Raw genomic sequence first — 23,436 nt, 5'->3', positions numbered from 1 at the left:
CTCCCCATCATACATTTGGCTTTTGGTAAATATAGCGATTTCGTTGCATACAATGCATTAAAATGCCTTTAGATCTGCTGCTTTAAAACGAAGAAATTACGTACTTTTGTGCCTTCAAATAAAGACAAATGGCAAAAAGATATACTATTACTTCTGCGCTTCCTTATACCAACGGTCCGGTTCATATTGGGCACTTAGCGGGAGTGTATGTTCCTTCTGATATTTATGCACGTTATTTAAGATTAAAAGGAAATAATGTAGCTTTTGTTTGTGGTTCAGATGAGCATGGAGTACCTATTACTTTAAAAGCCAAAAAAGAAGGAATTACTCCGCAACAAGTGGTAGATAAATATCACGCCATCATTAAAAAGTCTTTTGAAGATTTTGGAATTTCATTCGATAATTATTCAAGAACGTCTGCAGAGGTTCATCATAAAACGGCATCAGAATATTTTAAAAACTTATACGAGCAAGGTAAGTTTATTGAGAAAACAGAAGAGCAGTTGTACGATGAAACTGCACAGCAGTTTTTAGCAGATAGATTTGTTATAGGCACATGTCCTAAATGCGGAAATGAAGAAAGTTATGGTGATCAGTGTGAGCGTTGTGGTACTAGCCATAATGCAACAGATCTTATAAATCCTAAAAGTGCGATTACTGGTAATGTGCCAACATTGAAACAAACAAAGCATTGGTATTTACCTTTAGATGCTTATGAGTCTTGGTTAAAAGAATGGATTTTGGTTGGGCATAAAGCAGATTGGAAGACCAATGTGTTGGGTCAAGTAAAGTCTTGGGTAGACGATGGTTTGAGACCGAGAGCAGTAACTAGAGACTTAGATTGGGGAATTCCTGTACCTGTTGAAGGGTCAGATGGCAAAGTGTTGTATGTTTGGTTTGATGCACCTATTGGTTATATTTCATCAACAAAGGAGTGGGCCGAAAAGAAAGGAATTGATTGGGAACCTTATTGGAAAGATAGGGATACCAAATTGGTTCACTTTATTGGAAAAGATAATATTGTATTTCACTGTATTATTTTCCCAGCGATGTTAAAGGCACATGGAGATTATATTCTACCAGAAAATGTGCCAGCCAATGAGTTTTTGAATTTAGAAGGAAATAAAATTTCGACTTCTAAAAACTGGGCAGTTTGGTTGCACGAGTATTTAGAAGATTTTCCCGGTAAACAAGATGTATTGCGTTATACTTTAACAGCCAATGCACCTGAAACCAAAGACAACGACTTTACTTGGAAAGATTTTCAAACAAGAAACAACAGTGAGCTAGTAGCAATCTTTGGAAACTTTATCAATCGTGTTGTTGTTCTAACAAACAAGTACTACACTGGTATTGTACCTACACCCAATGAATTTGAGGCTGTAGATGAAGAAACTCTAGCTAAAATGAAAGACTACCCGAGTATTATTGGGCATTCAATTGAGCGTTATAGATTTAGAGAGGCCCTTGGTGAATTGATGAATTTAGCCCGATTAGGAAATAAGTATTTAGCGGATGAAGAGCCTTGGAAACAAGTAAAAGAAAATCCAGAGCGTGTACAGACCATTATGTATGTTGCGCTACAAATAAGCGCTGCTTTAGCAACCTTAGCAGAACCATTTTTACCTTTTACTTCTGATAAATTGAAAGGAATTTTAAAGGTGAATTCTGAAGCAGTTCAAATTTCTTGGATTGATGTTGAAGCTAAAGAAGTATTGGTAGCTGCAGGACATCAAATTGGTAAAGCTGAGTTGTTATTCAATAAAATTGAAGATAAAGAAATTGAGGCTCAGTTGGCAAAATTGGAAGCTACAAAGCAGGCCAACGAGGCTGCAAATAAAACGGTAGAACCTCAAAAAGATACGGTTGCTTTTGATGACTTTTTGAAATTAGATATCCGCATAGGAACGATTTTAGAAGCAGAGAAAGTTCCAAAAACTAAGAAATTATTGAAGCTTAAAGTTGATGTTGGAATTGATACTCGAACAATTGTGAGTGGTATTGCCGAAAGCTTTAAATCAGAAGATATTATTGGGCAACAAGTAAGTGTGTTGGTTAATCTAGCTCCTCGAAAAATTAGAGGTGTTGAAAGTCAAGGAATGATTTTAATGACTGACACCCCTGATGGTAAATTAGCTTTTATAGAACCAGAACAAGCTGTTGAAAATGGAGAGAGTGTGAGCTAACAGTTTAAAATATTGTAATAAAAAGGGCGTGCATTTGCACGCCCTTTTTTATGTTAGTATAAATTGTAATTTAATAATTACTCAAATCAAAAAACTCAAAAGCTGGTAATGCTTCGTTATTGTTAAAAGCGTCAAAAAAAGTAGCGTTATCCCAATGAGAACCTTCTCCCCAAGCAGTTTGTGTATTTGATGTTACCCAAGCAGGTTCCCAGTATAATACACCTAATCCATTGGCATTTTTTACCTCGTTTGTTAAGTCGATTAGGTAATCTAATTGTCCTTGAGCTGTTGCTGGATAACCTGAAATCAAAGCATCATTACCAAGAATATTATTTGCGTTGTCTACATTTTGTAAACTATGCGGATAAGCAGTTTCAACAATAAATACGGGTTTCCCAAATTGGGTTTGCAAAGAAGCAATTGCTGTATCAATCTGATCCAAACTATAGTCAGACCATTTCGGGTAGTACGAAAGCGCTATAATATCAAATGCAGTTAATCCATTTTGATACGCTTGTTCAAACCACCAAAATGCATTTTCAGGTTGAGCTATGTGCAGCAAGGTTTGAATGTCTGTATTATAATTTGAATTAAAATCTTTAACGGCATTTAAGCCTGATTGCAATAATGTGCTGTTACGATCCCAATTAATTGGTCCGGGAGTGCTACCAGGATATTGCATGACTTCTATATTAATTTCATTGCCTATCTGAACCATTGTTGGCACCACGCCGGCAGTTCGAAATTGCTCTAATGTATTATAGGTATAATTATATACTGTTTCTGCCAGTTCTTCCGTATCCGTAATATGTGCCCATGTTGCAGGAATTTCTTGTTTTTGAGGGTCTGCCCAAAAGTCTGAATAATGGAAATCTAACAAGGTTTCCATTTGTGCAGCTTTTGCTCGTAACATGGTTTTTTTGACATCCTCAAAATCTGAATACCCCTTAGGTGGAGTGTGCCATAATCGCACCCGAACCATACTTGAACCTGCTTCAGAAAAGAGTGTGAAAGGATCGATTAAATTCCCATTTTTACGATATGTTGCTCCAAAATCTTCTAGTTCATTTACATAAGACAAATCTGTGCCTAGATAAAAAGCATTAGGTGTTTCAGTCGGAGGATTCGGATCTGCTTCTTGTGCATCTGAATCAGAACAGCTCGATAATGGGAGTACAAAAAATAAGATAGCTACTTTTAAGCCGATGTGGTGTATGTGTTTAAAATAATCCATGAATTTGGGCATCTATTCGCTCTATAACAGAAGCCAAATCTTCAGGATTATCGACAAAGTTTAAATTATCTACATCAATTACGAGTAATTTACCTTTGTTGTACTGACTAATCCAAGCTTCATAGCGCTCGTTTAACCTACTTAAATAATCAATGGAGATTGAGTTCTCGTAGTCGCGTCCTCTTTTGTGAATTTGCCCCACAAGGGTTTCTATGCTTCCTCTTAAATAAATTAATAAATCTGGAGGTGTTACCAAGTTTTCCATTAATTCAAATAAAGATGCATAGTTTTGAAAATCGCGATTAGTCATCAATCCCATTGCGTGTAAGTTTGGTGCGAAGATGCTTGCGTCTTCATAAATGGTACGATCTTGAATAATGTCTTTTCCACTTTTACGCAATTCTAAAACTTGACGAAATCTGCTGTTTAAAAAATATACTTGCAAGTTAAAACTCCAACGTTCCATTTCACCGTAAAAATCATCTAAATATGGGTTTTCATCCACAGATTCAAAGTGAGGTTCCCATTTGTAATGTTTGGCTAAAAGCTTGGTTAGAGTCGTTTTACCTGCGCCAATGTTTCCTGCAACAGCTATATGCATGTGTCAAATTTTTATAAGGCTAATTTAGTTATTTTTTTGATGATATTTTGTTTCTAATAAAGCTAAATATTGGTCAAAAATTAGTGATTTATTTTCACCAATTAGCGTAACAGAATTAAAATTGCTTTTCATTTCTATCGGAACAAAATTGGCAATAACAGGAGAAGAACTAATTACTTTTTTTAATTTATAATCATATAATTCTAATACCTGAGCGGTTTCGTTATAGCGCCAAATGGTATTAACAATGCCTTTGTTTACAAAAAGTATAGTTGGAATAAAGCGTAATTCATGAATTTGATTTAATCTATTATCTAGTATGACAACAGCATTAAAATCGGCATAAAAAACAACAATTTCTAACGTATTTACAAAATCTACACTGGTTACATTGCCAAGTGCTAGATTTTGGTAATTGTAGGTTTCTTGATCTGTAGTTTTATAAAGAATATTGTTTTCTAATGTATAAGTAGCACTAAAAATATCGATTCCTAATGTATCTATTTCTGTGCTTTGAGCGAAGATGGTAATACCAAAAAGAAGGGGTAAAAAGAAAGTAAAGCGCTTCATAGTATCAAAGATACTTAAATTGGTTAACATATCATTTTATAACCAAAACCTCGCACGTTTAGTATTTGAATACTGCTATCTTTCTTCAATTTTTTACGTAGTTTCGAGATAAAGACGTCCATGCTTCTCGCGTTAAAAAAATCGTCTTCACCCCACAATTTTTTAAGAATAATAGACCGATCTAAAACTTCGTTCTTTTTGCTGTACAAATGCCAAAGCAGCTGTGCTTCTCTATGAGTAAGGTTGGTGCAGTCATTTTCAAAACACAACTCTTGTTTGAGTAAATTAAAAGAGTATAGGCCAATAGCTACATCATTACTTTGTGTTTTTTGTCTTTTTAGTAGTGCATTGATTCGGACAATCAATTCCTCCATACTAAATGGTTTTTTTAGATAATCATTCCCTCCAATTTCAAAGCCTTCAACCACATCTTTCACCTGTGATTTGGCGGTTAAAAATAAAATGGGAATTTGACTATCTAACGCTCTAATTTCTTTGGCCAAAGTAAAGCCATCTTTTTTAGGCATCATGACATCTAGTACCAACAATTGCGGACTATCATTCAAATAAGCTTGCAAAGCGGCTTCTCCATCTTGACAAAACATCACTTCAAAGTTTCGAGTTTCTAAACTCTCTTTGATTATCTGTCCTAAACTAGGTTCGTCTTCTGCTAAGAGGATTTTAGTTGTCATTCCAAGTAATTTTAAAAACGGTTTTACCAGGTTCGCTAGAAGCTACAAATAAGGATGCATTATGTTTATTAAGTACTTTTTTGGTGTAGTGTAATCCAATACCGAAACCTTTTATGTTATGTACATTTCCTGTTGGGATTCTGTAAAACTGGTCAAATATCTTTTCTTGCTGATTTTTAGCAATTCCTTTTCCATTGTCAATTATCAATATTGAAGCGTCATCTTGAATAAGAATTTCTACCATTCTGTTTCCGTATTTTATGGCATTATCAATCAAATTTAATACTGCATTTTCAAAGTGGAGGATGTCTAAATTTAACTCTTTATTACTTAATGCCGAAGAAAACTGAATGGTACAAGTTGGGTTAGCAATTCGTTGCTTTTCTACTAAAGATTGAACCAATGCAACAATATCTACCAATTCTTTTTCTAGATTGAATCTACCATTTTTTAAGGTGGCTGTTTCTAGCAGTTTTTCAACCATCAAATGTAACTTGCCTAACTGCTCTTGAGACATGTTTACATATTTGTTAGCCCTTTCTGGATCTTTAATGGCATCAAAATTTTGTAATCCTTCTAAAGCAACACCAATAGTAGCAATCGGAGTTTTAAACTCATGTGTAATATTGCTGATGAGGTCGTTTTTAATATCAGATAATTTCTTTTGCTCATTAATGATTTTCAATAAATAGACCAAGCAAAGAATTACAGCACTTGATAGAATTAGTGAGAGAAAAATGCCGAAGGAACTCTTTTTTAAGGCCGATAAACTAGGGTCTTTATAATAGGTTGTGAAAAATTGATTCTGGCGTAAATAAGTAGATTTTGAACTCACTTTATACTCGAACAATTGATTCGAAGCTCTATTGGTTTGAGAGATACTATCGTTTGTTTTTAGTTCAAAATAATAGGGTGTAGAGATACTGTTTTTTGCCAACTGATTTAAAAAAAGAGAGTCCATCTGTTGGAGGTTTAAAGTATCTGTAGAAAATGCAATCATTACAGATTGAATACCTTTTAAAACTCGAATACTATCTACACTTTTTTTATCGTGGTATACACGCAACGGTTTCTTTTCAATAACTGGATCGTTCTGATTCAGTTCTTTCAACTCTGCACTATCACCATCAAATAAGAGCTCATTAATAAGTTCTGGCATTTTTGCGTACTCATTTGGATCGTCAGTTTTAATTTCTAATGAGTTGATAGTAAATTTTGCCTTTTTCTTTTTTGGTGACGAATCTGATTCTTCAGGGTAAAAATTAGCGAATAAGTTGTAGTCATTATTAAGGCTATCAACATTAATTATAGTAAGAAACTTGTCTTTTGAAAGCGTGCTGTAATACTCATCAATGGCATTGTCTAAACTACTCTGTATTTCGTTGTTTACACGTACTTTATTTTCGGAGTAATTTTTATAATTCCAATAAAATTGCACTCCAATTGTTGCTACAATTGTGAGTGCAATAGAAAGAATTATCCATTGATATTTTTTAGTATTCATACTATAAAATCAATTAAGCTTTATCTAGTTCGCGTTTCTAACTTAGAAATTTTGGACAAGGTTTTAGACATTTGTTTGGTTAATTTATCTATTTCAGATGATTTACCTGTAACCTTAAACTCAAGGTTGTCTATATAAACATCATCACCTTCTTCTTTCTCAGCTTTGTTTGTGTAAACAAATGCTAAGGTAATGGTTTCTTCAGGATTATTATTTTCAAATATTTCATGAATCGAAGCCCAGTCAAAAGAAGTTAATTCTTCAAAATTGTCGGTCTCTATTTTAAAATCTGCAACTTTAGTTATCTTGGTTTTTGTATAGGTTGTTTTTTGACTAAATCCTACATAAGAAAGCAATAAAAGAGCGATTAAAAGAATTCCGTATTTTTTCATAATTATTTGTTTTTTTGGTTTTACGTGGTTCAAAAGTAGCGAGTTAAATGCGAAGAAAAAAGGTGGTTAACACTCGTTAACACTACTTAACGCTGTGTTGTAAAAGCACCTCATACATTTGTAACGACAAAACCAAAAAACTGAAAAAATGAAAAACCTAGTATTAACATTACTATTAATTGCAACTACATTTTTTGCGAATATTTTTGCGCAAGAATTTCAAGGACAAGCTTATTATCAAACACAACGTAAAGTTGAGATTGGACTCGATGATAATAGAATGACAGACGATCAGAAAGCCAAGATGCAGGCCATGTTAAAGAAGCAATTTGAACGCACTTTTATTTTGACCTTTAATAAAGAGGCTTCCATTTATAAGGAAGAAGAATCGTTAGAAACTCCTCAGGCAAATGTGAGTTCTGGAGGAATTAGAGTGATGTCTATTGGAGGCGGTGGAGCTGGATTAAAACACTATAAAAACACTAAAACTAAAATTTATGCCGAAGAAGAAGACCTTTTTGGGAAACCATTCTTGGTAAAAGATTCACTGCGTGTCTACAATTGGGAATTAACTGAAGAATCTAAAGTAATTGGTAAGTACTTATGTTTTAAAGCGGTGGCAACTTTTGAAACAGAGGGAATGAGTATTCGTTTTGATAGTGATACTGATGAAGAAGCAGAAAAGGAAGAAACAATTGATAAACGTGAGATTGTAGCATGGTATACACCTGAAATTTCTGTTAGTAATGGTCCAGATGATTTTTGGGGCTTACCAGGATTGATTTTAGAATTGCACGATGGAGATAATATGAGTTATTTGTGTACTAAAGTTGTTATGAATAGTAAAGACAAAACCGATATAAAAGCACCAACAAAAGGGAAACAAGTTACCGCTGATGAATACGAAGTTTTAATGCGTGAAAAAATTGAAGAAATGCAAAAGAACTTTGGAGGTAGAGAACGTAAAGGAGAAGATGGAGGTACATTTAGTATAAGAATTGGGGGGTAATTTTTTAGTTTGATTTAAACCTATTGCAATTATTATAGTCTTAATTTTGGACTAATTGTAAATAGTTGTCAAATGAATCAATTTTTAAAACCAATCTTACTAACTTTTTTAGTAACTGCAAGTGCATTTGCACAAGACTTTCAAGGGAAAGCAGTTTACCAATCTAAAACTCAAATAGAATTAAACTTAGACAGTTCTCAAATGTCTCCTGAACAAAAAGAACGTATTAAAAAACGTATGAAAGACATGACTGAGAAAGAATTTGTCTTAAGTTTTACCAAAGCTGAATCTTTGTATAAAGAAGAAGAGAAATTAGAACAACCTGGTCAAAGTGGTGGTAGAATGCGCTTTGGTGGATTTGGAGCAGGAAAGACTTATAAGAACACAAAAGACCAAGTGTTTTTGCAAGAGCAAAATCTAATGGGAAAAGAGTTTTTAGTGACAGATAGTCTAGAAAACTACGTATGGGAGTTTCAAGACGAATCAAAAGTAATAGGGCAACACTTAGCATTTAAAGCTATTGCTAAAAAAATGGTTCCCAATACACCGTCATTTAGATTTGGCAGAAGAGGAGGAAATAGTCAAAATAGTGAAAATGACGAACCGAAAGACTCTCTTAAAGAAATCGAAATTGTGGCGTGGTATACTCCAGAAATTCCTGTGAGTCATGGCCCAGGTGAATATTGGGGATTACCGGGTTTAATTTTGGAGGTTAACGCAGATAATACCACCATTTTGTGTACAAAAATTGTAATAAACCCTAAGGAGAAAGCAGAAATTAAAGCACCTAAAAAAGGATCTAAAGTTACACGAGAAGAGTTTTCGGAAATACGAATAGAAAAAATGAAAGAGATGCGTGAAATGTACGGAGGCAGAAGAAGCCAAGGGCAACAGCGCAGAGGAATCTAACCAAGAATAAACGGACTTATTTATTATGAAACAACTATTTACAATTGCGATTGTATTCATATCCTTTTGTGCCTATTCTCAAACGGCACGTTTAGAAGGAACAGTAAAAGACAGTGTAGGAAATCCACTTGAATTGGCAAATATTATTGCTTTGGTTCAAGGTACGAGTAAGGTAGAATCATACTCTATTACCAATGATAAAGGTGAGTTTAAATTGGTTTTACCAACCAATCAGAGCTACAATTTGCGTATAAGTTATATTGGTTTTGTAACAGCTACAGATTCGTTGTTTATTCCGGATGGGTCCTCGGTAGAAACGCGCAATTTCACTTTGTACGAAGAAGAAAACACCTTGGATGATGTGGAACTCACGTTTGAAATGCCAGTAACTATAAAAGGAGATACCATTGTCTATAATGCAGATTCTTTTAATAATGGTACTGAAAAGAAATTGGAAGACGTTCTTAAAAAATTACCAGGAGTTGAAATTACCGAAAATGGAGAGATTGAAGTAGAGGGGAAAACAGTTCAGAAGGTTATGGTTGAAGGCAAAGACTTTTTTGATGGCGACTCCAAAGTAGCCTCTCAAAACATTCCTGCTGATGCGGTAGATAAAATTGAGGTGTTAAGAAATTATAACGAAGTAACTCCTATGCGAGGTGTTGGCGATGATTCTGATAATATAGCTTTAAACATTAAACTAAAAGAGGGTAAAAAGAACTTCTGGTTTGGAGATGTAAAAGCGGGTGTTGGCGAAGATGAAGGGTATTTAGTGCATCCTAAATTGTTTTATTACAGTCCAAAAACCAGTATCAATATTATTGGAGATATGAATAATATTGGAGAGGTGCCATTTACGCGTCAAGATTATTTTCGATTTACTGGTGGTTTCAGAAATATTATGAATAGGGGTGGCACATCATTCAACGCTGGAAATGCAGGGTTAGGTCTATCTGGTTTGCAGAACAATATGGCCAATGAAATAGAAACTAAGTTTGGCGCTGCTAATTTTAGTTATACGCCTAAAGAAGCATGGACCATTAGTGGCTTTAGTATTTTTAATGATCAAGATGTAGAGATGATTACCAATACAATAATTCAAAACATTGTTACTGGTACCATAGAAAATAGAACCAATTTAACACGTCAAAACACAAAATTAGGCTTGTTTAAATTCAGTTCTACCTATAAGCCAGATAACAATACACAATTTGATTATGATGTGTTATTAAAAACTTCAAGCTCTTCAGAAGAAGAGATGATCAACTCTCAATTAAATGATGGTACCGAAGAGAATATTGTAAATCGTCAAAAAGAAAAACCAACATCGGTAAATCAAAATTTGAATTATTATAAGGTGATGGATGATAAGAACATTTTTTCTTTTGAGGCGCAGCACATGTATCAGAATGAAAATCCATATTTGAATTTTTTAAGAAATAACCAACCGTTTGAAGATATTATACCAACTGATCCAGAGACGATTTATAATATGAATCAGAACGAGCAGAATATTACAAGTAAGTTAGATGCAAAGCTTGATTACTATTTTATTTTAAACCGTAAGAGTAATTTAAACTTTACACTTGGTACTACTTTAAGTGAACAGCGCTTTGATTCTGGTATATTTCAAATATTAAGTAATGGTGGTAAGAAAGATTTTGACGAGCCCGAATTAAACAATGATGTTACCTATAATTTTACAGATCTATTCTTAGGTGTGCATTACAAAGCGGTGGTTGGTAAATTTACATTTACACCTGGATTTAATGTGCATAATTATATTACAAAAGATCAGCAATTAGGAGATTCGTACAAACAGAACGATTTCAATTTTACTCCAGATTTATTGATTCTATTTAAGATTAAACAGTCTGAAACGCTTCGTTTTAATTATAGAATGACTAGGCAGTATACAGATATAAATAATATTGCTGAAGGCTATGTGTTAAATAATTTTAACTCGTTATTTCAAGGTAACCGTTACTTAGAGAGTTCTTTGGTAAACCGTTACTCATTAGATTTCTTTAGTTTTAGCATGTATAATTTTACCAATATAAACGCAGCGATTACTTATACCAAAACTGTAGATGCAATTAAAAATCGTTCTGTTTTTTCAGGTAGAAATCAAACAATTTCAGAACCATTTAATTCAAATTTGGCAGACGAAACATTAACGGCACGCGCTAATTATGGTAGAAGATTCGGAAAGTTTAAAGTAAATGGTCGTATTAATTTAAGCTATAATAAATTCAATGGTTTTGTTGAAGATACACCAGATGTATCTGAAAGTTATAATCAGAATTATACGGTTAGTTTTGCGACCAATTTTAAAACTGCTCCGAATATTGAAGTAGGTTACAACAAATCTTTTAATGATTACCAATCGTCCTTTAGTGAAAATAAATTTACTACAGACAGACCATTTGCGAGATTAGACGCGGTGTTCTTAAAACACTTTAGTTTTGTAGCAGACTATAGCTATTACAATTATTCAAATGATGCCGGTACTGTAGAAAATAAATATTCGTTTTTAGATGCTACTTTGTTCTTTCAAAAAACCGATAGTAAATGGGAGTTCAGTGTTTCTGGCAAGAACTTAACAGATAACGAAGCCATAAATAGAGATAATTTTGTGCCAAACTTTAGTACGAGTACTTCAAGTTATTTAGTAATGGGTAGGCGAGTAATGTTTAACATAAAGTACAATCTTTAATCATTTTTTTAAGTAGTTTTGCTGCTTAACTATTTTTTATGAAAAAGACACTTTTTATATTTTTTGGAGCACTATTGTTTACAATTGGATTTCAAGCTCAAAGTTTTGAAATAACTCCACAATTCGGATATCAAATTAATTCGAAACTGAACTATAATGGTGGTTATGTAAAACTACCTGGTGGAGAGCAATACGGAGTTACCGGAAGTTTTAATACAGGAAATCGCATAAATTTTGAATTTTCTTGGACACATCAGGACAGTGAGATTAGAATTAAAGATATTTTATTTAACCCTTATGAAGAGCGTAATTGGGGAGATGTGGCAATTAATCATTATTTGTTTGGGGCAATTCAAGACTTTGGTAATGACGATCAAGTAAAACCATTTTTTGGCGTTGCCATTGGTTGGTCTACTTTTAACCCAGAAAATAATGGAGCTGCAGAATTTAATTTGAGCTCTTATACCACATTTACATTTGCGCTTTCTGGTGGTGTAAAATACATGTTTAACGATTATTTAGGTTTTAGGTTGCAATCTCAATTACTGTTGCCAGTTTATGGCGGTGGTGTATATTACGGTGGGCCATACGGTTATGCTGGTTACTCTAAAGTGGCTGCAATGCTGAACTTTAGCGGTGGTTTAATCATTGCTTTTGGAGATAATAAAACGACATTTAATTAGAGAATTATTTTTTCTTGTAAAATATCATTACTCCTTTCGACTTTTCGGAAGGAGTAATTTATTTTAAATCAGTATCTTGTCCACAACTTCTAATATGTAACCCCCTTATATTATGAGGCAGTTCCCCAAAAATCGTAATCACAATAGAGGTATTTTTTTACATCTACTATTTGTATTATCAGTTTTAAATCTATCAAGTCAAACATGGTCTTCCTACACCTTTAACAATTCCGCAGATCTCGGCCTTATCAATAATAAAATCAAATATTTGTACATAGATGATGGAGGAGGTTATTGGTATGCTACAGATCTCGGAATATCTAGTTTTGATGGTGATTCATGGAGTTCATTAACTATTTCAGATGGTTTAGTAAATGCAAAAACAAAAGCAATTACTCAAGATGCAAGTAACAACTATTGGATTGCCACCGATGGAGGCATTAGTGTATACAACGGAAGTACTTTTACAACTTATACAAAAGAAAACACCAGTAATTTAATAGGTCATAATAAAATTAGACATATTATTAAAGATGCATCTAACGATATGTGGGTTGCAACAAGAAGTGGTGTTTCTATTTTTGATGGTTCAAATTGGACGAGATATACAACTAGTAATACGTCAAATGGTTTAGTGAGTAATAGAACAACCTATATTTTTATTGATAATGCGGGAGACTATTGGATTGCTACTGATGGAGGAGTTTCGAAATATGATGGAACTACTTGGAGCTCTTATACTATTGCAGACGGCTTAGTAAATGATAAAGTAAAGGCCATAAATCAAGATAGTTCTGGCAATTATTGGTTTGCAACAGAAGGAGGAGTTTCAAAATTTGATGGTACTGCATGGACTTCTTATACCGATCTAGATGGTTTAGCAAATAACATTGTTAGAAGTATTGAGTTTGATTCTTTAGATAATTTAGTGTTTGCAACCAATGCTGGGGTATCAGTTTTTGATGGAACTTCTGTTTGGACCACATATACAAAGGCAAGTACTTCAAGTGGGTTGTTAAATAATAAAACATTTTACGTAATAAGAAATAGCACCGATGAACTTTATTTTGCTACAAATTCTGGAGTTTCAAAGTTTAATGGTTCCGATTGGGCAACATATACGGTAAATAGTACTATAATTAATAAAGGTTTACTAAGCAACAAAGTAAAAGATATTGAAATTGATGCTTCAGATAATTTATGGATCGCTTCTGATGGTGGAGTATCTATGTTTGATGGAGTTGATTGGACGAACTATACAACCACACATGGTTTGTTAAACAATAAGGTTAAAAATATTTTAATAGATACAAATGGAGATTACTGGTTTGCAACAGATGGAGGAGTTTCCTTTTTTGACGGAAATACGTTTACCAACTACACCAAAACGAGTACTTCAAATGGAATAGGCTCCAATAGAATTAGAAAAATTTATGAGAGCACTTTGGGAGATATTTGGGTGGCTACACAATCTGGTGTTTCTAAATTTGATGGTACTACTTGGACGAGATATACCAATGGCAACACTGCTGGCGGATTGGTCAATAACAATGTACATTATATGTCAGAAGATGTTTTTGGTACAATGTGGTTTGTAACTCAAATTGGAGTTTCAAGTTTTGATGGTACTACTTGGACAAGTTATACAAACGCTTCAACATCTGGAGGATTAAATTCAGACATAGTAAGAGGAGTTGCAACAGATGCTATGGGCAATCTTTGGTTTGGCACTTCTAGTGGTGTGTCGGTTTATGATGGCGTTTCTTGGACGAGCTATTCTAATGCTTCAACTTCTGGCGGATTGGTAAATGATATTTTGAGGCAAATTGTTGTAGATAACGAGGGAGATTATTGGTTTGCAACAGATGGCGGAGTTGCACAATACGATGGCGTTTTATGGAATAGTTTTACCACCGCAAGCAGTGATTTAGTTAATAATAAAGTTAAGGCTATAAAAGTAGTGTCTGGTCAAGATGTAATTTACTTTGCCACAGATGGAGGGGTTTCTAAAGTTGAAGGATTAAATCAGGTGCTTAGTACAAATAAAGATGATGAGTTATTTGCGTTTAATGTATATCCAAATCCAACATCAGAATATGTAGAAATTGATTTGGGAAGAGAATATGGAGACATAGAAATTAAGATTATTAATATGACTGGTAAAGTGCAAATGCATTCTAAATTTTCAAATATTCGAGCGAAAAAAATTAATGTTAATAATTTGCCGAAGGGAGTGTATGTTTTGCATATTAAATCCGACTCAAAAAAAAGCTCAATTAAATTATTCAAATATTAAAGAATAGTTTAATTTCAATATATAAAAAAGCCGAAGTAAATAATGTTTACCTCGGCTTTTCACTTCTATATTTTAATAGGTTTTAAATATTGAAAGCAATTTTCACTTTCTCAACAAAATCTAATTTCTCCCAAGTAAATGTTTCTACCTCTAAACTTACCTCTCTACCTTCTGTAGAAATAAATTTCTTAGTAATAACTTCTGGTGTTCTACCCATATGACCATATGCAGCAGTTTCTAGATATATTGGATTTCGAAGTTTTAGACGCTTTTCAATAGCTGCAGGACGCATATCAAAGATTTGCTCTACTATTTTTGAAATTTTGCCATCGGTTAAATCAACTTTTGCAGTACCATAAGTTTCTACATTAATAGATGTTGGTTGAGCTACACCAATAGCATATGATACTTGAACCAATACTTCGTCTGCAACACCAGCAGCAACTAAGTTCTTTGCAATGTGTCTAGAAGCATATGCTGCAGATCTATCTACTTTACTTGGGTCTTTACCAGAAAAAGCTCCACCACCGTGTGCGCCTTTACCTCCATAAGTATCCACAATAATTTTTCTACCAGTTAAACCTGTATCACCGTGTGGTCCACCTATTACAAACTTTCCTGTAGGGTTGATATGATACGTAATATCATCGTTAAACAATACTTGTATGTTTGCTGGTAATTGCGCAACTACTCTAGGTATTAAAATGCTGATTAAATCTTCTTTAATCTTTGCTAACATGGTGTTGTCTTCATCAAACTCATCATGTTGAGTAGAAATAACAATCGTGTCTATACGTTGCGGTACGTTGTCATCTGAATACTCAATAGTAACCTGACTTTTAGCATCAGGCCTTAAATAGGTAATTTCCTTATTTTCCCTTCTTAAAGAAGCGAGCTCTTTTAAAATACGGTGACTTAAATCTAATGCCAAAGGCATATAGTTTTCTGTTTCTTTAGTTGCATAACCAAACATCATTCCTTGATCACCGGCACCTTGCTCTTCGTAAGAAGCTCGATCAACACCTTGATTAATATCTTGAGATTGTTCGTGTATAGCATTTAATACCCCACAAGAATTACCATCAAACATGTATTCACCTTTAGTATATCCAATGTTGTTAATTACATCTCTGGCAATTTTTTGAACATCTAAATAGGCAGTAGACTTCACTTCTCCTGCAAGAATTACTTGACCAGTAGTTACAAGCGTTTCACAAGCCACTTTTGAGTTTGGATCGAATGCTAAAAAACGATCTATTAATGCATCACTAATTTGATCTGCTATTTTATCTGGATGTCCTTCAGATACTGATTCTGACGTAAATAAATATGACATAGTCTTATTTTTGTTTAATAAATTAAGAATCAAAGAGAGGGATATGTCTAAAGGAAGTGCTTTTAAGTACTGCTTTAGCATTTTTTTGAAAGAGGTTGCAATCAGTCAAATTTTTCCTCGGTGATTCGGCTGCAAATTTATAACAATTAAAAATAATTAACCTCAAAAAAAAGAGTCTTTTTTTATGAATATCATTAAAATTCAAAAATTTAGAAGATTTATTTGGTGGAGAAAAATCAGTTTATCATATTTGCCTATCGAATAAGTAGAGTAATAGAGAGATTAAGATATATTTGAATTAAAACCAAACGGAGAAAGATTTAATGAGGTGACTACTTAATTGATTAATTAACTATGCAAAACCTCTGAACTTGTTCAGAGGTTTTTTAAGAACAGAACAGCAAACAAATGAATAGATATAATAACATGATAATGCCAAGGTATTGCCGCTCTTCGAAACTAGAGGTCAATGCGGTAATACCCCAAACATTTTTATAGACCCATTTCATAATATAAAAAACAAATTTTAAAATGAGTTCACAAAAATTTTCAACACAAGCATTACATGCAGGGCACGATACCACTGCAACAGCAGGTACAAGAGCTGTGCCAATTTATCAATCTACTTCCTACGTTTTTAATGATACAGATCACGCGGCAAATTTATTTTCTTTAGCTGAACCAGGATTTATTTATACAAGATTAAACAACCCTACCAATGATATTTTAGAGCAGCGATTAGCAGCTTTAGAAGGAGGAGTTGCAGCGGCAGTTTTTGCCTCTGGGACAGCGGCAATTTCTACCGCATTACTTACTTTGTTAAAAACAGGAGATCACATTGTCGCTTCAAGTTCTTTATATGGAGGGACCTTTAATTTATTGAACAATACCCTTCCAAGATTAGGGATTACGACAACATTTGTAGATGCGTCTGACCCTTCAAATTTTGGTAAGGTTATTCAAGAAAATACTAAAGTAATTTTCGCAGAAAGTTTAGGTAATCCGAAACTAGACGTTCTCGATTTAAAAGCAATAGCCAATGAGGCCAAAGCAGCAAAAATTCCGTTTATAGTAGACAATACCGTTGCAACACCCTATTTGCTGAACCCAATTGAACATGGTGCTAATATTGTTATTCATTCTCTTACAAAATACATTGGAGGTCAAGGGAATTCGCTTGGAGGTGTTATTATTGATGCCGGAACTTTTGATTGGGCGAGTGGTAAATTTCCAGAATTTACAGAGCCAAACCCGAGTTATCATGGATTAAATTATGCAGAGGCACTTGGCGCTATTGCTTACATTGCAAAAGTAAGAATAGAAGGGTTGCGTGATTATGGTGGAGCGTTAAGTCCATACAATGCTTTTCAAATTATTCAAGGTTTAGAAACCTTAGAAGTCAGAATCAAGAAACATAGTGAAAATGCACTTGCACTTGCAAAATGGCTTGAAGGTAATGAGGCTGTTACTTGGGTAAATTACCCTGGGTTAGAAAGTAGTAACTATTACAACATTGCTCAAAAGTATTTGCCAGAAGGTCAAAGCGGAATTGTAACTTTTGGTTTAAAGGGAGGCTTTGAAGCCGCAAAACAGTTAACAGATAACACCAAAATATTTTCATTGCTAGCCAATATTGGCGATACCAAGTCGTTAATAATACATCCGGCTAGTACAACACACCAACAGTTAAATGATGAAGAACAAGAGGCGAGTGGTGTGACTAAAGACTTGATCAGATTATCAGTAGGATTAGAGAACGTTGCCGATTTGATTGCTGATATTGAGCAAGCTATTCCATAAGAAAGGTTGATTTGTTTGTATAAGTATCGAGATCGAAACTAACAAAGGTTTCTTCTCGATACTTTTTTGTTTTTTAAGAAAATGAACAAAAACATTGGCGGTCACATTTTTTATGCATTACTTTGTACGCAAGTTCAGCTATTTATTGAAAATGTTATAAAGAAAGGCAGAGGGAATAGACCCGATGAAGCCTTAGCAACCCTTTATCTTTTAAAGAAGGTGCTAAATTCTACCGAGCTACGTTACTTTAAGTTTACTTAAAGTTTGGATAGATAACAATAGAGTCAATGCTATTCTACACTTTTTTTATACAATTTTCTTGAACACAATTTTAATTTAAAAATTAGTGCATTGAAACAACCATTGCATCATATTGAGGTAGATAATTTTACAACAGAATCTGGGTATACGGGTTCTTATGATATAACATATCAGGTATATGGGAAACCTTTACACACCGCACCAATAGTTCAAATAAGTCATGCGCTTACAGGAAATTCTGAAGTGGCCGGTGAACAAGGTTGGTGGAAAGGAATCATTGGGGAGGATAAACTCATTGATACGAATAAATACACGGTTATCGCCTTTGATATTCCTGGTAATGGCTACGACACAAATCCTGATAAGTTAATCAAGAACTATAAAGATTATACACCTAGAGATATCGCAGGAATTTTTGGCAACTGTTTGGAGCAATTAAATATTTTGAAATTACATGCTGTTATTGGTCCATCTTTAGGAGGTGGAATTGCTTGGGAGATGGCCGTATTATTTCCTGATTTAATCGAGCACCTTATTCCACTTGGTTCTGATTGGAAGACCTCTGACTGGATAATAGCTCATAACCTTACGCAAGAACAGATTTTAAACAACTCTAAAAACCCAATGCACGATGCCAGATTAATGGCTATGTTATTTTATAGAACACCTATTTCATTCAAAAGGCGATTTAATCGAACTAAAAATGATGAACTAGGAATCTTTAATGCAGAGAGTTGGTTATTGCACCATGGTAAACGAATTGGAGAACGTTTTGATTTTGAAGCCTATCAATTAATGAATCATTTGCTAACACATATTGATATCACCAGAGGCAGGGGAACTTTTGAAGAGGTTGCCAAACAAATTAAAGCAAAAATTACACAGGTATACATTGATCAAGATATCTTTTTTGTACCTGAAGAGAATATAGAAACTACAGAAAAATTGAATGCACTTGGTATTCAAAACAGTTTAAAAGAATTGAAATCTATTTATGGTCATGATGGATTTTTAATTGAATTTGACCAACTAGAAGAATTATTAAAAGACATATTTTAATTAAATTGAGGTATTGAGCTATTTCGATATTTCGTAATATAGAAATCATGGATAAGTACCATTTTGAAACACAGGCTATCAGAAATCAAATAGAGCGTTCACAATTTTCAGAGCATTCTACACCTATGTTTGTAACATCTAGTTTTGTATTTGATGATGCAGAAGATATGAGAGCCTCTTTTGCTGAAGAAAAAGAAAAAAATCTTTACAGTAGGTTCAGTAATCCTAATATGACCGAATTTGTTTCTAAGGTAGTTGCCATGGAGGGGGCAGAAGATGGTTATGCCTTTGCAACAGGTATGGCTGCAATTTTTTCAACTTTCGCAGCCTTGTTGGATAGTGGAGATCATATTGTTTCGGCAAGATCAGTATTTGGTTCTACCCACTCTTTATTTACAAAGTATTTGCCTAAATGGAATATCGAAACTTCGTATTTTGATATTAATAAACCTGAAACAATTGAGGGGCTTATTCAACCAAATACCAAAATTCTATATGCAGAAACACCTACTAATCCTGGTATAGATATCATAGATTTAGAATTGTTAAATGCAATTTGCAAAAAGCACAAAATATTATTAGTAATCGATAATTGCTTCGCAACACCATATATCCAGCAACCAATTAAGTTTGGGGCTGATTTAGTATTGCATTCAGCCACTAAATTAATGGATGGGCAAGGTCGTGTTTTGGGAGGTGTAGCTGTTGGAAAGAAAGAATTGATCAGAGAGATTTATCTGTTTTCAAGAAATACAGGCCCTGCAATGTCTCCATTCAATGCTTGGGTATTATCAAAGAGTCTGGAAACACTAAGTATTCGTGTAGAAAAGCACAGTAAAAACGCCTTAAAAGTGGCTTCGTTTTTAGAGGAAAACTCCAATGTAAATTGGGTGAAATACCCATTCTTAAAGTCGCATCCTCAATATGAAGTAGCTAAAAAACAAATGAAGCTTGGAGGCAATATTGTTGCATTCGAAGTTAAAGGTGGTATTGAAGTTGGTAGAGCATTTTTGAATAAACTTAAAATGTGCAGTCTTTCTGCTAATTTAGGAGATACGCGAACAATCACAACGCATCCTGCGTCTACTACCCATAGTAAGTTGAGCTCTGAAGAGAGAGCTGAAGTAGGAATTTCTGATGGATTGGTAAGAGTTTCTGTAGGATTAGAAAATGTAGAAGATATTATTGCAGATTTAAAGCAAGCACTCGAATAAAAGCCTTTAAATTCGAAGATTAGATTAATTATATTTGTAGTAAAGCTAATTACTATGAATAGAATTTTAATTTGTTTTTTATATCTTTTCACGGCATCATTGTTCGCTCAAAATGATTCAGTCTTGGTTAAAGACGAAAAAAAAGTAAGACTAGTTGGTATACCAATAATTAATTACAGTAATAGTTTTGGGGCTTCGTTTGGTGGATTCGGATCTGCTTATTATAATGTAAGTGCATCTGATACAATATCTCCGCTTTCTTCAAGTGGATTGTTTGGTATTTATTCAACCAATAAAACATGGTTTATAGCTCAGATTAATAAATTCTATTTTAAAGAAGATACATTTCGCCTAAAAACGGCAATGGGTGCTGGAACCATAAATTTTCAAACTTTTATTGGTTGGCCAAATATTATAAGTGACATTCCATATTTTGGTGGTCTTGCTTATAGTGAAACAGAAGATGATGGAGTTTTTGTGGATTATCAAACTAAGGTGTTTTTTGCTTATACGGAGTTGTTGTATAATGTTTATAAAAAGCTTTATGTTGGTCCGCAATTTGTCTATTCTCAAAACAAAACTACGTTCGAAAGTATTTTTATTCCTTCAGAAGAAATTAGTCAGTTTGGTTTTGGTGTCTCATTAGTTTATGATACCAGAGATAATCAGTTTGCTCCTGTAGATGGTTTTCATGCAAAAGCGAACAATATGAGTTTTTCGGAGAATATTGGAAGTACAAATTCATATACAAGATTAAATTTGGTCTACAATCATTATTTCTCAATTGGAGAAGAGAATACAATATTAGCAAGATTTTACAGTGATTTATCAATTGGAGATGTACCATTTTCTGGTCAGAATGTAGTTGGGAGAGATGATCTTAGAGGATATTCTGAAGGAAAATATAGAGGAGATCAAGTATATGCAGTTCAATCAGAATATAGGCATTGGTTTGCAGATCGATGGGGTTTTGTAACTTTTGCTGGGGTGGCAACTGCAGTAGATAAGTTAGATGAAATGCGTTTTGATAATTTATTGCCAGCAGCTGGTGCTGGTATCCGATTTAAAGCATTGCCTAAACAACGAATTAATATAGGAATAGATGTTGCCGTTGGTAAAGACGATTGGGGACTTTATTTCAGAATAGGAGAGGCCTTTACTCGATAACTAGATCTATTTGAATTAGAAAAGCCTCAATAAAATTGAGGCCTAAAATTTGAAATCTAATTAATCAAACTACTTTTAATTATATATAATTCCTGCTCCAAATGCGTATAATGAGTCTTTGGAGTCAAAAGGAACATCTTTTTTTTGATTTTCTACAGCTTCTTGAGAAGAAGGTGATTCAAACAGTAATTTAACCGAAGTAGTTTGTGCACCAAATAGAATGTCAGCTAGTATTTCATCTGAAGTGCCAAACTCTTCCAAAAGCGCTTTTAAATGTTATTATAGAAACTGGATAAAATATTTCTTTGTTATAATGAACAATATTAAAACGATTCATTTTTCGTTTAGCTATCATTTTAGAACAAGATGGCATTGCTAAAAAGGATATAAAGTCAAAAGTTGGAGTTGTAAAGAATGATTTATCAATTATTTTAAATTACATGTGTAAAAAAACACACAATGATGTGAAAAATATTATTGTGTATAATTGACACGCTTATTTATTACTATATTTGTCCTATGGGGAAATTAATTACATCATAATGTCAAAACGGGTTAATATTGGCAATTTACTTTCATCAATTTCAATTGATTGCGTGGTTTTTGGTTTTAAAGAAGGTAGATTGCATGTGCTTTTATTGAAGTGGAAGGGTATTGATAAATGGGCTTTACCTAGTGGATTCATACAGAAAGAAGAAAATCTTAATAATGCAGCGGTAAGAATTTTACAGACACGAACAGGGGTTTCACTCCCTTTTTTAGATCAACTTTATACTTTCGGAGATAATGATAGAAAGCATTCTAAAGAGATAATTGATAGTTTTAGCAATGAAGTGCTATCTGAGGATTTAAAAGATTGGATAATGCAGAGATTCATTAGTACTGCTTATATTTCTTTGGTAAAGATAGATGAATGTAATATTGCACCTGACCATCTATCTGATGCTTGTAAGTGGATTGCAATTGATGAAGTACCAGATTTAATTTTAGATCACAATTTGATGATTGAAAAAGGTATCGAAAAACTAAGACATGAATTGAACTATTTGCCAATTGGTTTAAATATTTTAGATCAGAAATTCACCATGAAGGACTTACAACAGCTTTATGAAAGTATTTTGGCAAGACCATTAGATAGAGGGAATTTTCAAAAAAAGATGCTTAAATTAGGGTTTTTAGATAGACATGAAAAGAAATTAAATTGTGGTGCGCACAAAGCGCCTTATCTATATTCCATAAATACTGTTAAATACAATCAAATATTGAGTCAGGGAATTGGCTTTATAAATTAGAAAATATGCTTTCAAAGAAAACGAAATACGGACTAAAAGCACTAGCCTATTTGGCAAGACACAACAATAAAGCTCCTGTTCAAATTGCAGAAATTTCCAAAAGTGAAAATATTTCTCAAAAGTTTTTGGAAAGTATTTTACTATCTCTTAGAAAGAGAGGCATTCTCGGTTCTAAAAAAGGAAAAGGTGGAGGTTATTACTTAATAAAAGATCCGTCGGATGTTTTAATGACAGAGGTTATTAGAGTATTGGAAGGTCCAATTGCTATGTTGCCTTGTGTTAGTTTGAATTTTTACGAGAAATGTGATGACTGTCCAGATGAGAATACTTGCAGTGTTCATAAACTTATGATTCAAGTTAGAGATAGTACTCTCGAGATTTTTAGAAATACAACACTAGCAGATTTAACTGCCTAAATACTTCTCAATTATTTAATGTATTTATTTCCTATTAAACTTGTAGGGTAATAAAATATTCTTACATTTGCAAATAAATCTACTAAACCGATAGGGAAA

Annotated in this window: 20 protein-coding genes and 1 riboswitch; of the genes, 12 read left to right on the top strand and 8 right to left on the bottom strand. The window is 33.6% G+C overall.

The window, feature by feature from the left end:
• Positions 1–128: 128 nt before the first annotated feature.
• Positions 129–2,186, top strand: coding sequence for a methionine--tRNA ligase (metG, locus tag ACYQ5R_RS03590; protein WP_460189540.1), 2,058 nt, complete (start codon positions 129–131; stop codon positions 2,184–2,186).
• Positions 2,187–2,256: 70 nt separating this feature from the next.
• Here metG and ACYQ5R_RS03585 read toward each other — a convergent pair whose 3' ends face one another.
• From ACYQ5R_RS03585 to ACYQ5R_RS03560, 6 genes are read right to left on the bottom strand one after another with little or no spacing between them, the layout of a single operon-like run.
• Entirely contained in the window at positions 2,257–3,420 is a 1,164-nt protein-coding gene (locus ACYQ5R_RS03585; RefSeq protein ID WP_460189539.1) for a glycoside hydrolase family 53 protein, read from the bottom strand.
• Positions 3,407–4,021: a deoxynucleoside kinase gene (locus ACYQ5R_RS03580; RefSeq protein ID WP_460189538.1), complete on the bottom strand. Its 615-nt coding sequence runs from the start codon at positions 4,019–4,021 to the stop codon at positions 3,407–3,409. The genes ACYQ5R_RS03585 and ACYQ5R_RS03580 overlap by 14 nt, the downstream gene beginning before the upstream one ends.
• A 24-nt stretch (positions 4,022–4,045) precedes the next feature.
• Entirely contained in the window at positions 4,046–4,591 is a 546-nt protein-coding gene (locus ACYQ5R_RS03575; protein ID WP_460189537.1) for a hypothetical protein, read from the bottom strand.
• A gap of 23 nt (positions 4,592–4,614) precedes the next feature.
• Positions 4,615–5,283 (bottom strand): response regulator transcription factor, encoded by a 669-nt coding sequence (locus ACYQ5R_RS03570; protein ID WP_460189536.1) that lies wholly within the window; start codon positions 5,281–5,283, stop codon positions 4,615–4,617.
• On the bottom strand, positions 5,273–6,787 hold the full coding sequence (locus ACYQ5R_RS03565) for a sensor histidine kinase (RefSeq protein WP_460189535.1): 1,515 nt from the start codon (positions 6,785–6,787) through the stop codon (positions 5,273–5,275). The genes ACYQ5R_RS03570 and ACYQ5R_RS03565 overlap by 11 nt, the downstream gene beginning before the upstream one ends.
• A gap of 20 nt (positions 6,788–6,807) precedes the next feature.
• On the bottom strand, positions 6,808–7,179 hold the full coding sequence (locus tag ACYQ5R_RS03560) for a hypothetical protein (RefSeq protein WP_460189534.1): 372 nt from the start codon (positions 7,177–7,179) through the stop codon (positions 6,808–6,810).
• Positions 7,180–7,327: 148 nt separating this feature from the next.
• Between ACYQ5R_RS03560 and ACYQ5R_RS03555 the strand changes: the two genes are divergently transcribed.
• The 5 genes from ACYQ5R_RS03555 (at position 7,328) to ACYQ5R_RS03535 (ending at position 14,792) form a co-directional block, all read left to right on the top strand.
• Positions 7,328–8,188 (top strand): GLPGLI family protein, encoded by an 861-nt coding sequence (locus tag ACYQ5R_RS03555; RefSeq protein WP_460189533.1) that lies wholly within the window; start codon positions 7,328–7,330, stop codon positions 8,186–8,188.
• 72 nt (positions 8,189–8,260) lie between these two features.
• Entirely contained in the window at positions 8,261–9,097 is an 837-nt protein-coding gene (locus ACYQ5R_RS03550; protein WP_460189532.1) for a GLPGLI family protein, read from the top strand.
• A gap of 25 nt (positions 9,098–9,122) precedes the next feature.
• Complete coding sequence (locus ACYQ5R_RS03545; RefSeq protein WP_460189531.1) at positions 9,123–11,813, top strand: TonB-dependent receptor; 2,691 nt, start codon at positions 9,123–9,125, stop codon at positions 11,811–11,813.
• A gap of 38 nt (positions 11,814–11,851) precedes the next feature.
• Complete coding sequence (locus ACYQ5R_RS03540) at positions 11,852–12,496, top strand: hypothetical protein (protein WP_460189530.1); 645 nt, start codon at positions 11,852–11,854, stop codon at positions 12,494–12,496.
• Positions 12,497–12,608: 112 nt separating this feature from the next.
• A complete protein-coding gene (locus ACYQ5R_RS03535) occupies positions 12,609–14,792 on the top strand; it encodes a T9SS type A sorting domain-containing protein (protein WP_460189529.1) in 2,184 nt (727 codons plus the stop codon).
• Between the two features lie 82 nt (positions 14,793–14,874).
• On the opposite strand, the gene metK is transcribed toward ACYQ5R_RS03535, so the two are convergent.
• Positions 14,875–16,128: a methionine adenosyltransferase gene (gene metK / locus ACYQ5R_RS03530; RefSeq protein ID WP_460189528.1), complete on the bottom strand. Its 1,254-nt coding sequence runs from the start codon at positions 16,126–16,128 to the stop codon at positions 14,875–14,877.
• A 531-nt stretch (positions 16,129–16,659) separates the two neighbouring features.
• Between metK and ACYQ5R_RS03525 the strand changes: the two genes are divergently transcribed.
• The 4 genes from ACYQ5R_RS03525 (at position 16,660) to ACYQ5R_RS03510 (ending at position 21,629) form a co-directional block, all read left to right on the top strand.
• Positions 16,660–17,928 (top strand): O-acetylhomoserine aminocarboxypropyltransferase/cysteine synthase family protein, encoded by a 1,269-nt coding sequence (locus ACYQ5R_RS03525; protein WP_460189527.1) that lies wholly within the window; start codon positions 16,660–16,662, stop codon positions 17,926–17,928.
• Between the two features lie 151 nt (positions 17,929–18,079).
• Positions 18,080–18,207, top strand: a riboswitch (SAM riboswitch).
• A 72-nt stretch (positions 18,208–18,279) separates the two neighbouring features.
• Complete coding sequence (locus tag ACYQ5R_RS03520; RefSeq protein ID WP_460189526.1) at positions 18,280–19,248, top strand: alpha/beta fold hydrolase; 969 nt, start codon at positions 18,280–18,282, stop codon at positions 19,246–19,248.
• Between the two features lie 47 nt (positions 19,249–19,295).
• On the top strand, positions 19,296–20,462 hold the full coding sequence (locus ACYQ5R_RS03515; RefSeq protein ID WP_460189525.1) for a trans-sulfuration enzyme family protein: 1,167 nt from the start codon (positions 19,296–19,298) through the stop codon (positions 20,460–20,462).
• A gap of 54 nt (positions 20,463–20,516) precedes the next feature.
• The gene (locus ACYQ5R_RS03510; protein WP_460189524.1) at positions 20,517–21,629 is read left to right on the top strand and encodes a BamA/TamA family outer membrane protein; all 1,113 of its coding nucleotides are present in this window, start codon (positions 20,517–20,519) and stop codon (positions 21,627–21,629) included.
• Positions 21,630–21,704: 75 nt separating this feature from the next.
• Here ACYQ5R_RS03510 and ACYQ5R_RS03505 read toward each other — a convergent pair whose 3' ends face one another.
• Positions 21,705–21,890: a hypothetical protein gene (locus ACYQ5R_RS03505; RefSeq protein WP_460189523.1), complete on the bottom strand. Its 186-nt coding sequence runs from the start codon at positions 21,888–21,890 to the stop codon at positions 21,705–21,707.
• A 281-nt stretch (positions 21,891–22,171) separates the two neighbouring features.
• On the opposite strand from ACYQ5R_RS03505, the gene ACYQ5R_RS03500 reads away from it, so the two are divergent.
• Together ACYQ5R_RS03500 and ACYQ5R_RS03495 are read left to right on the top strand one after the other, a co-directional pair.
• Complete coding sequence (locus ACYQ5R_RS03500; RefSeq protein WP_460189522.1) at positions 22,172–22,921, top strand: NUDIX hydrolase; 750 nt, start codon at positions 22,172–22,174, stop codon at positions 22,919–22,921.
• A gap of 5 nt (positions 22,922–22,926) precedes the next feature.
• Positions 22,927–23,337 (top strand): RrF2 family transcriptional regulator, encoded by a 411-nt coding sequence (locus tag ACYQ5R_RS03495; RefSeq protein ID WP_460189521.1) that lies wholly within the window; start codon positions 22,927–22,929, stop codon positions 23,335–23,337.
• Positions 23,338–23,436: the final 99 nt, after the last annotated feature.

Source organism: Urechidicola sp. KH5 (genome assembly GCF_054661455.1).
This window is presented reverse-complemented; position numbering and strand designations above follow the sequence as displayed.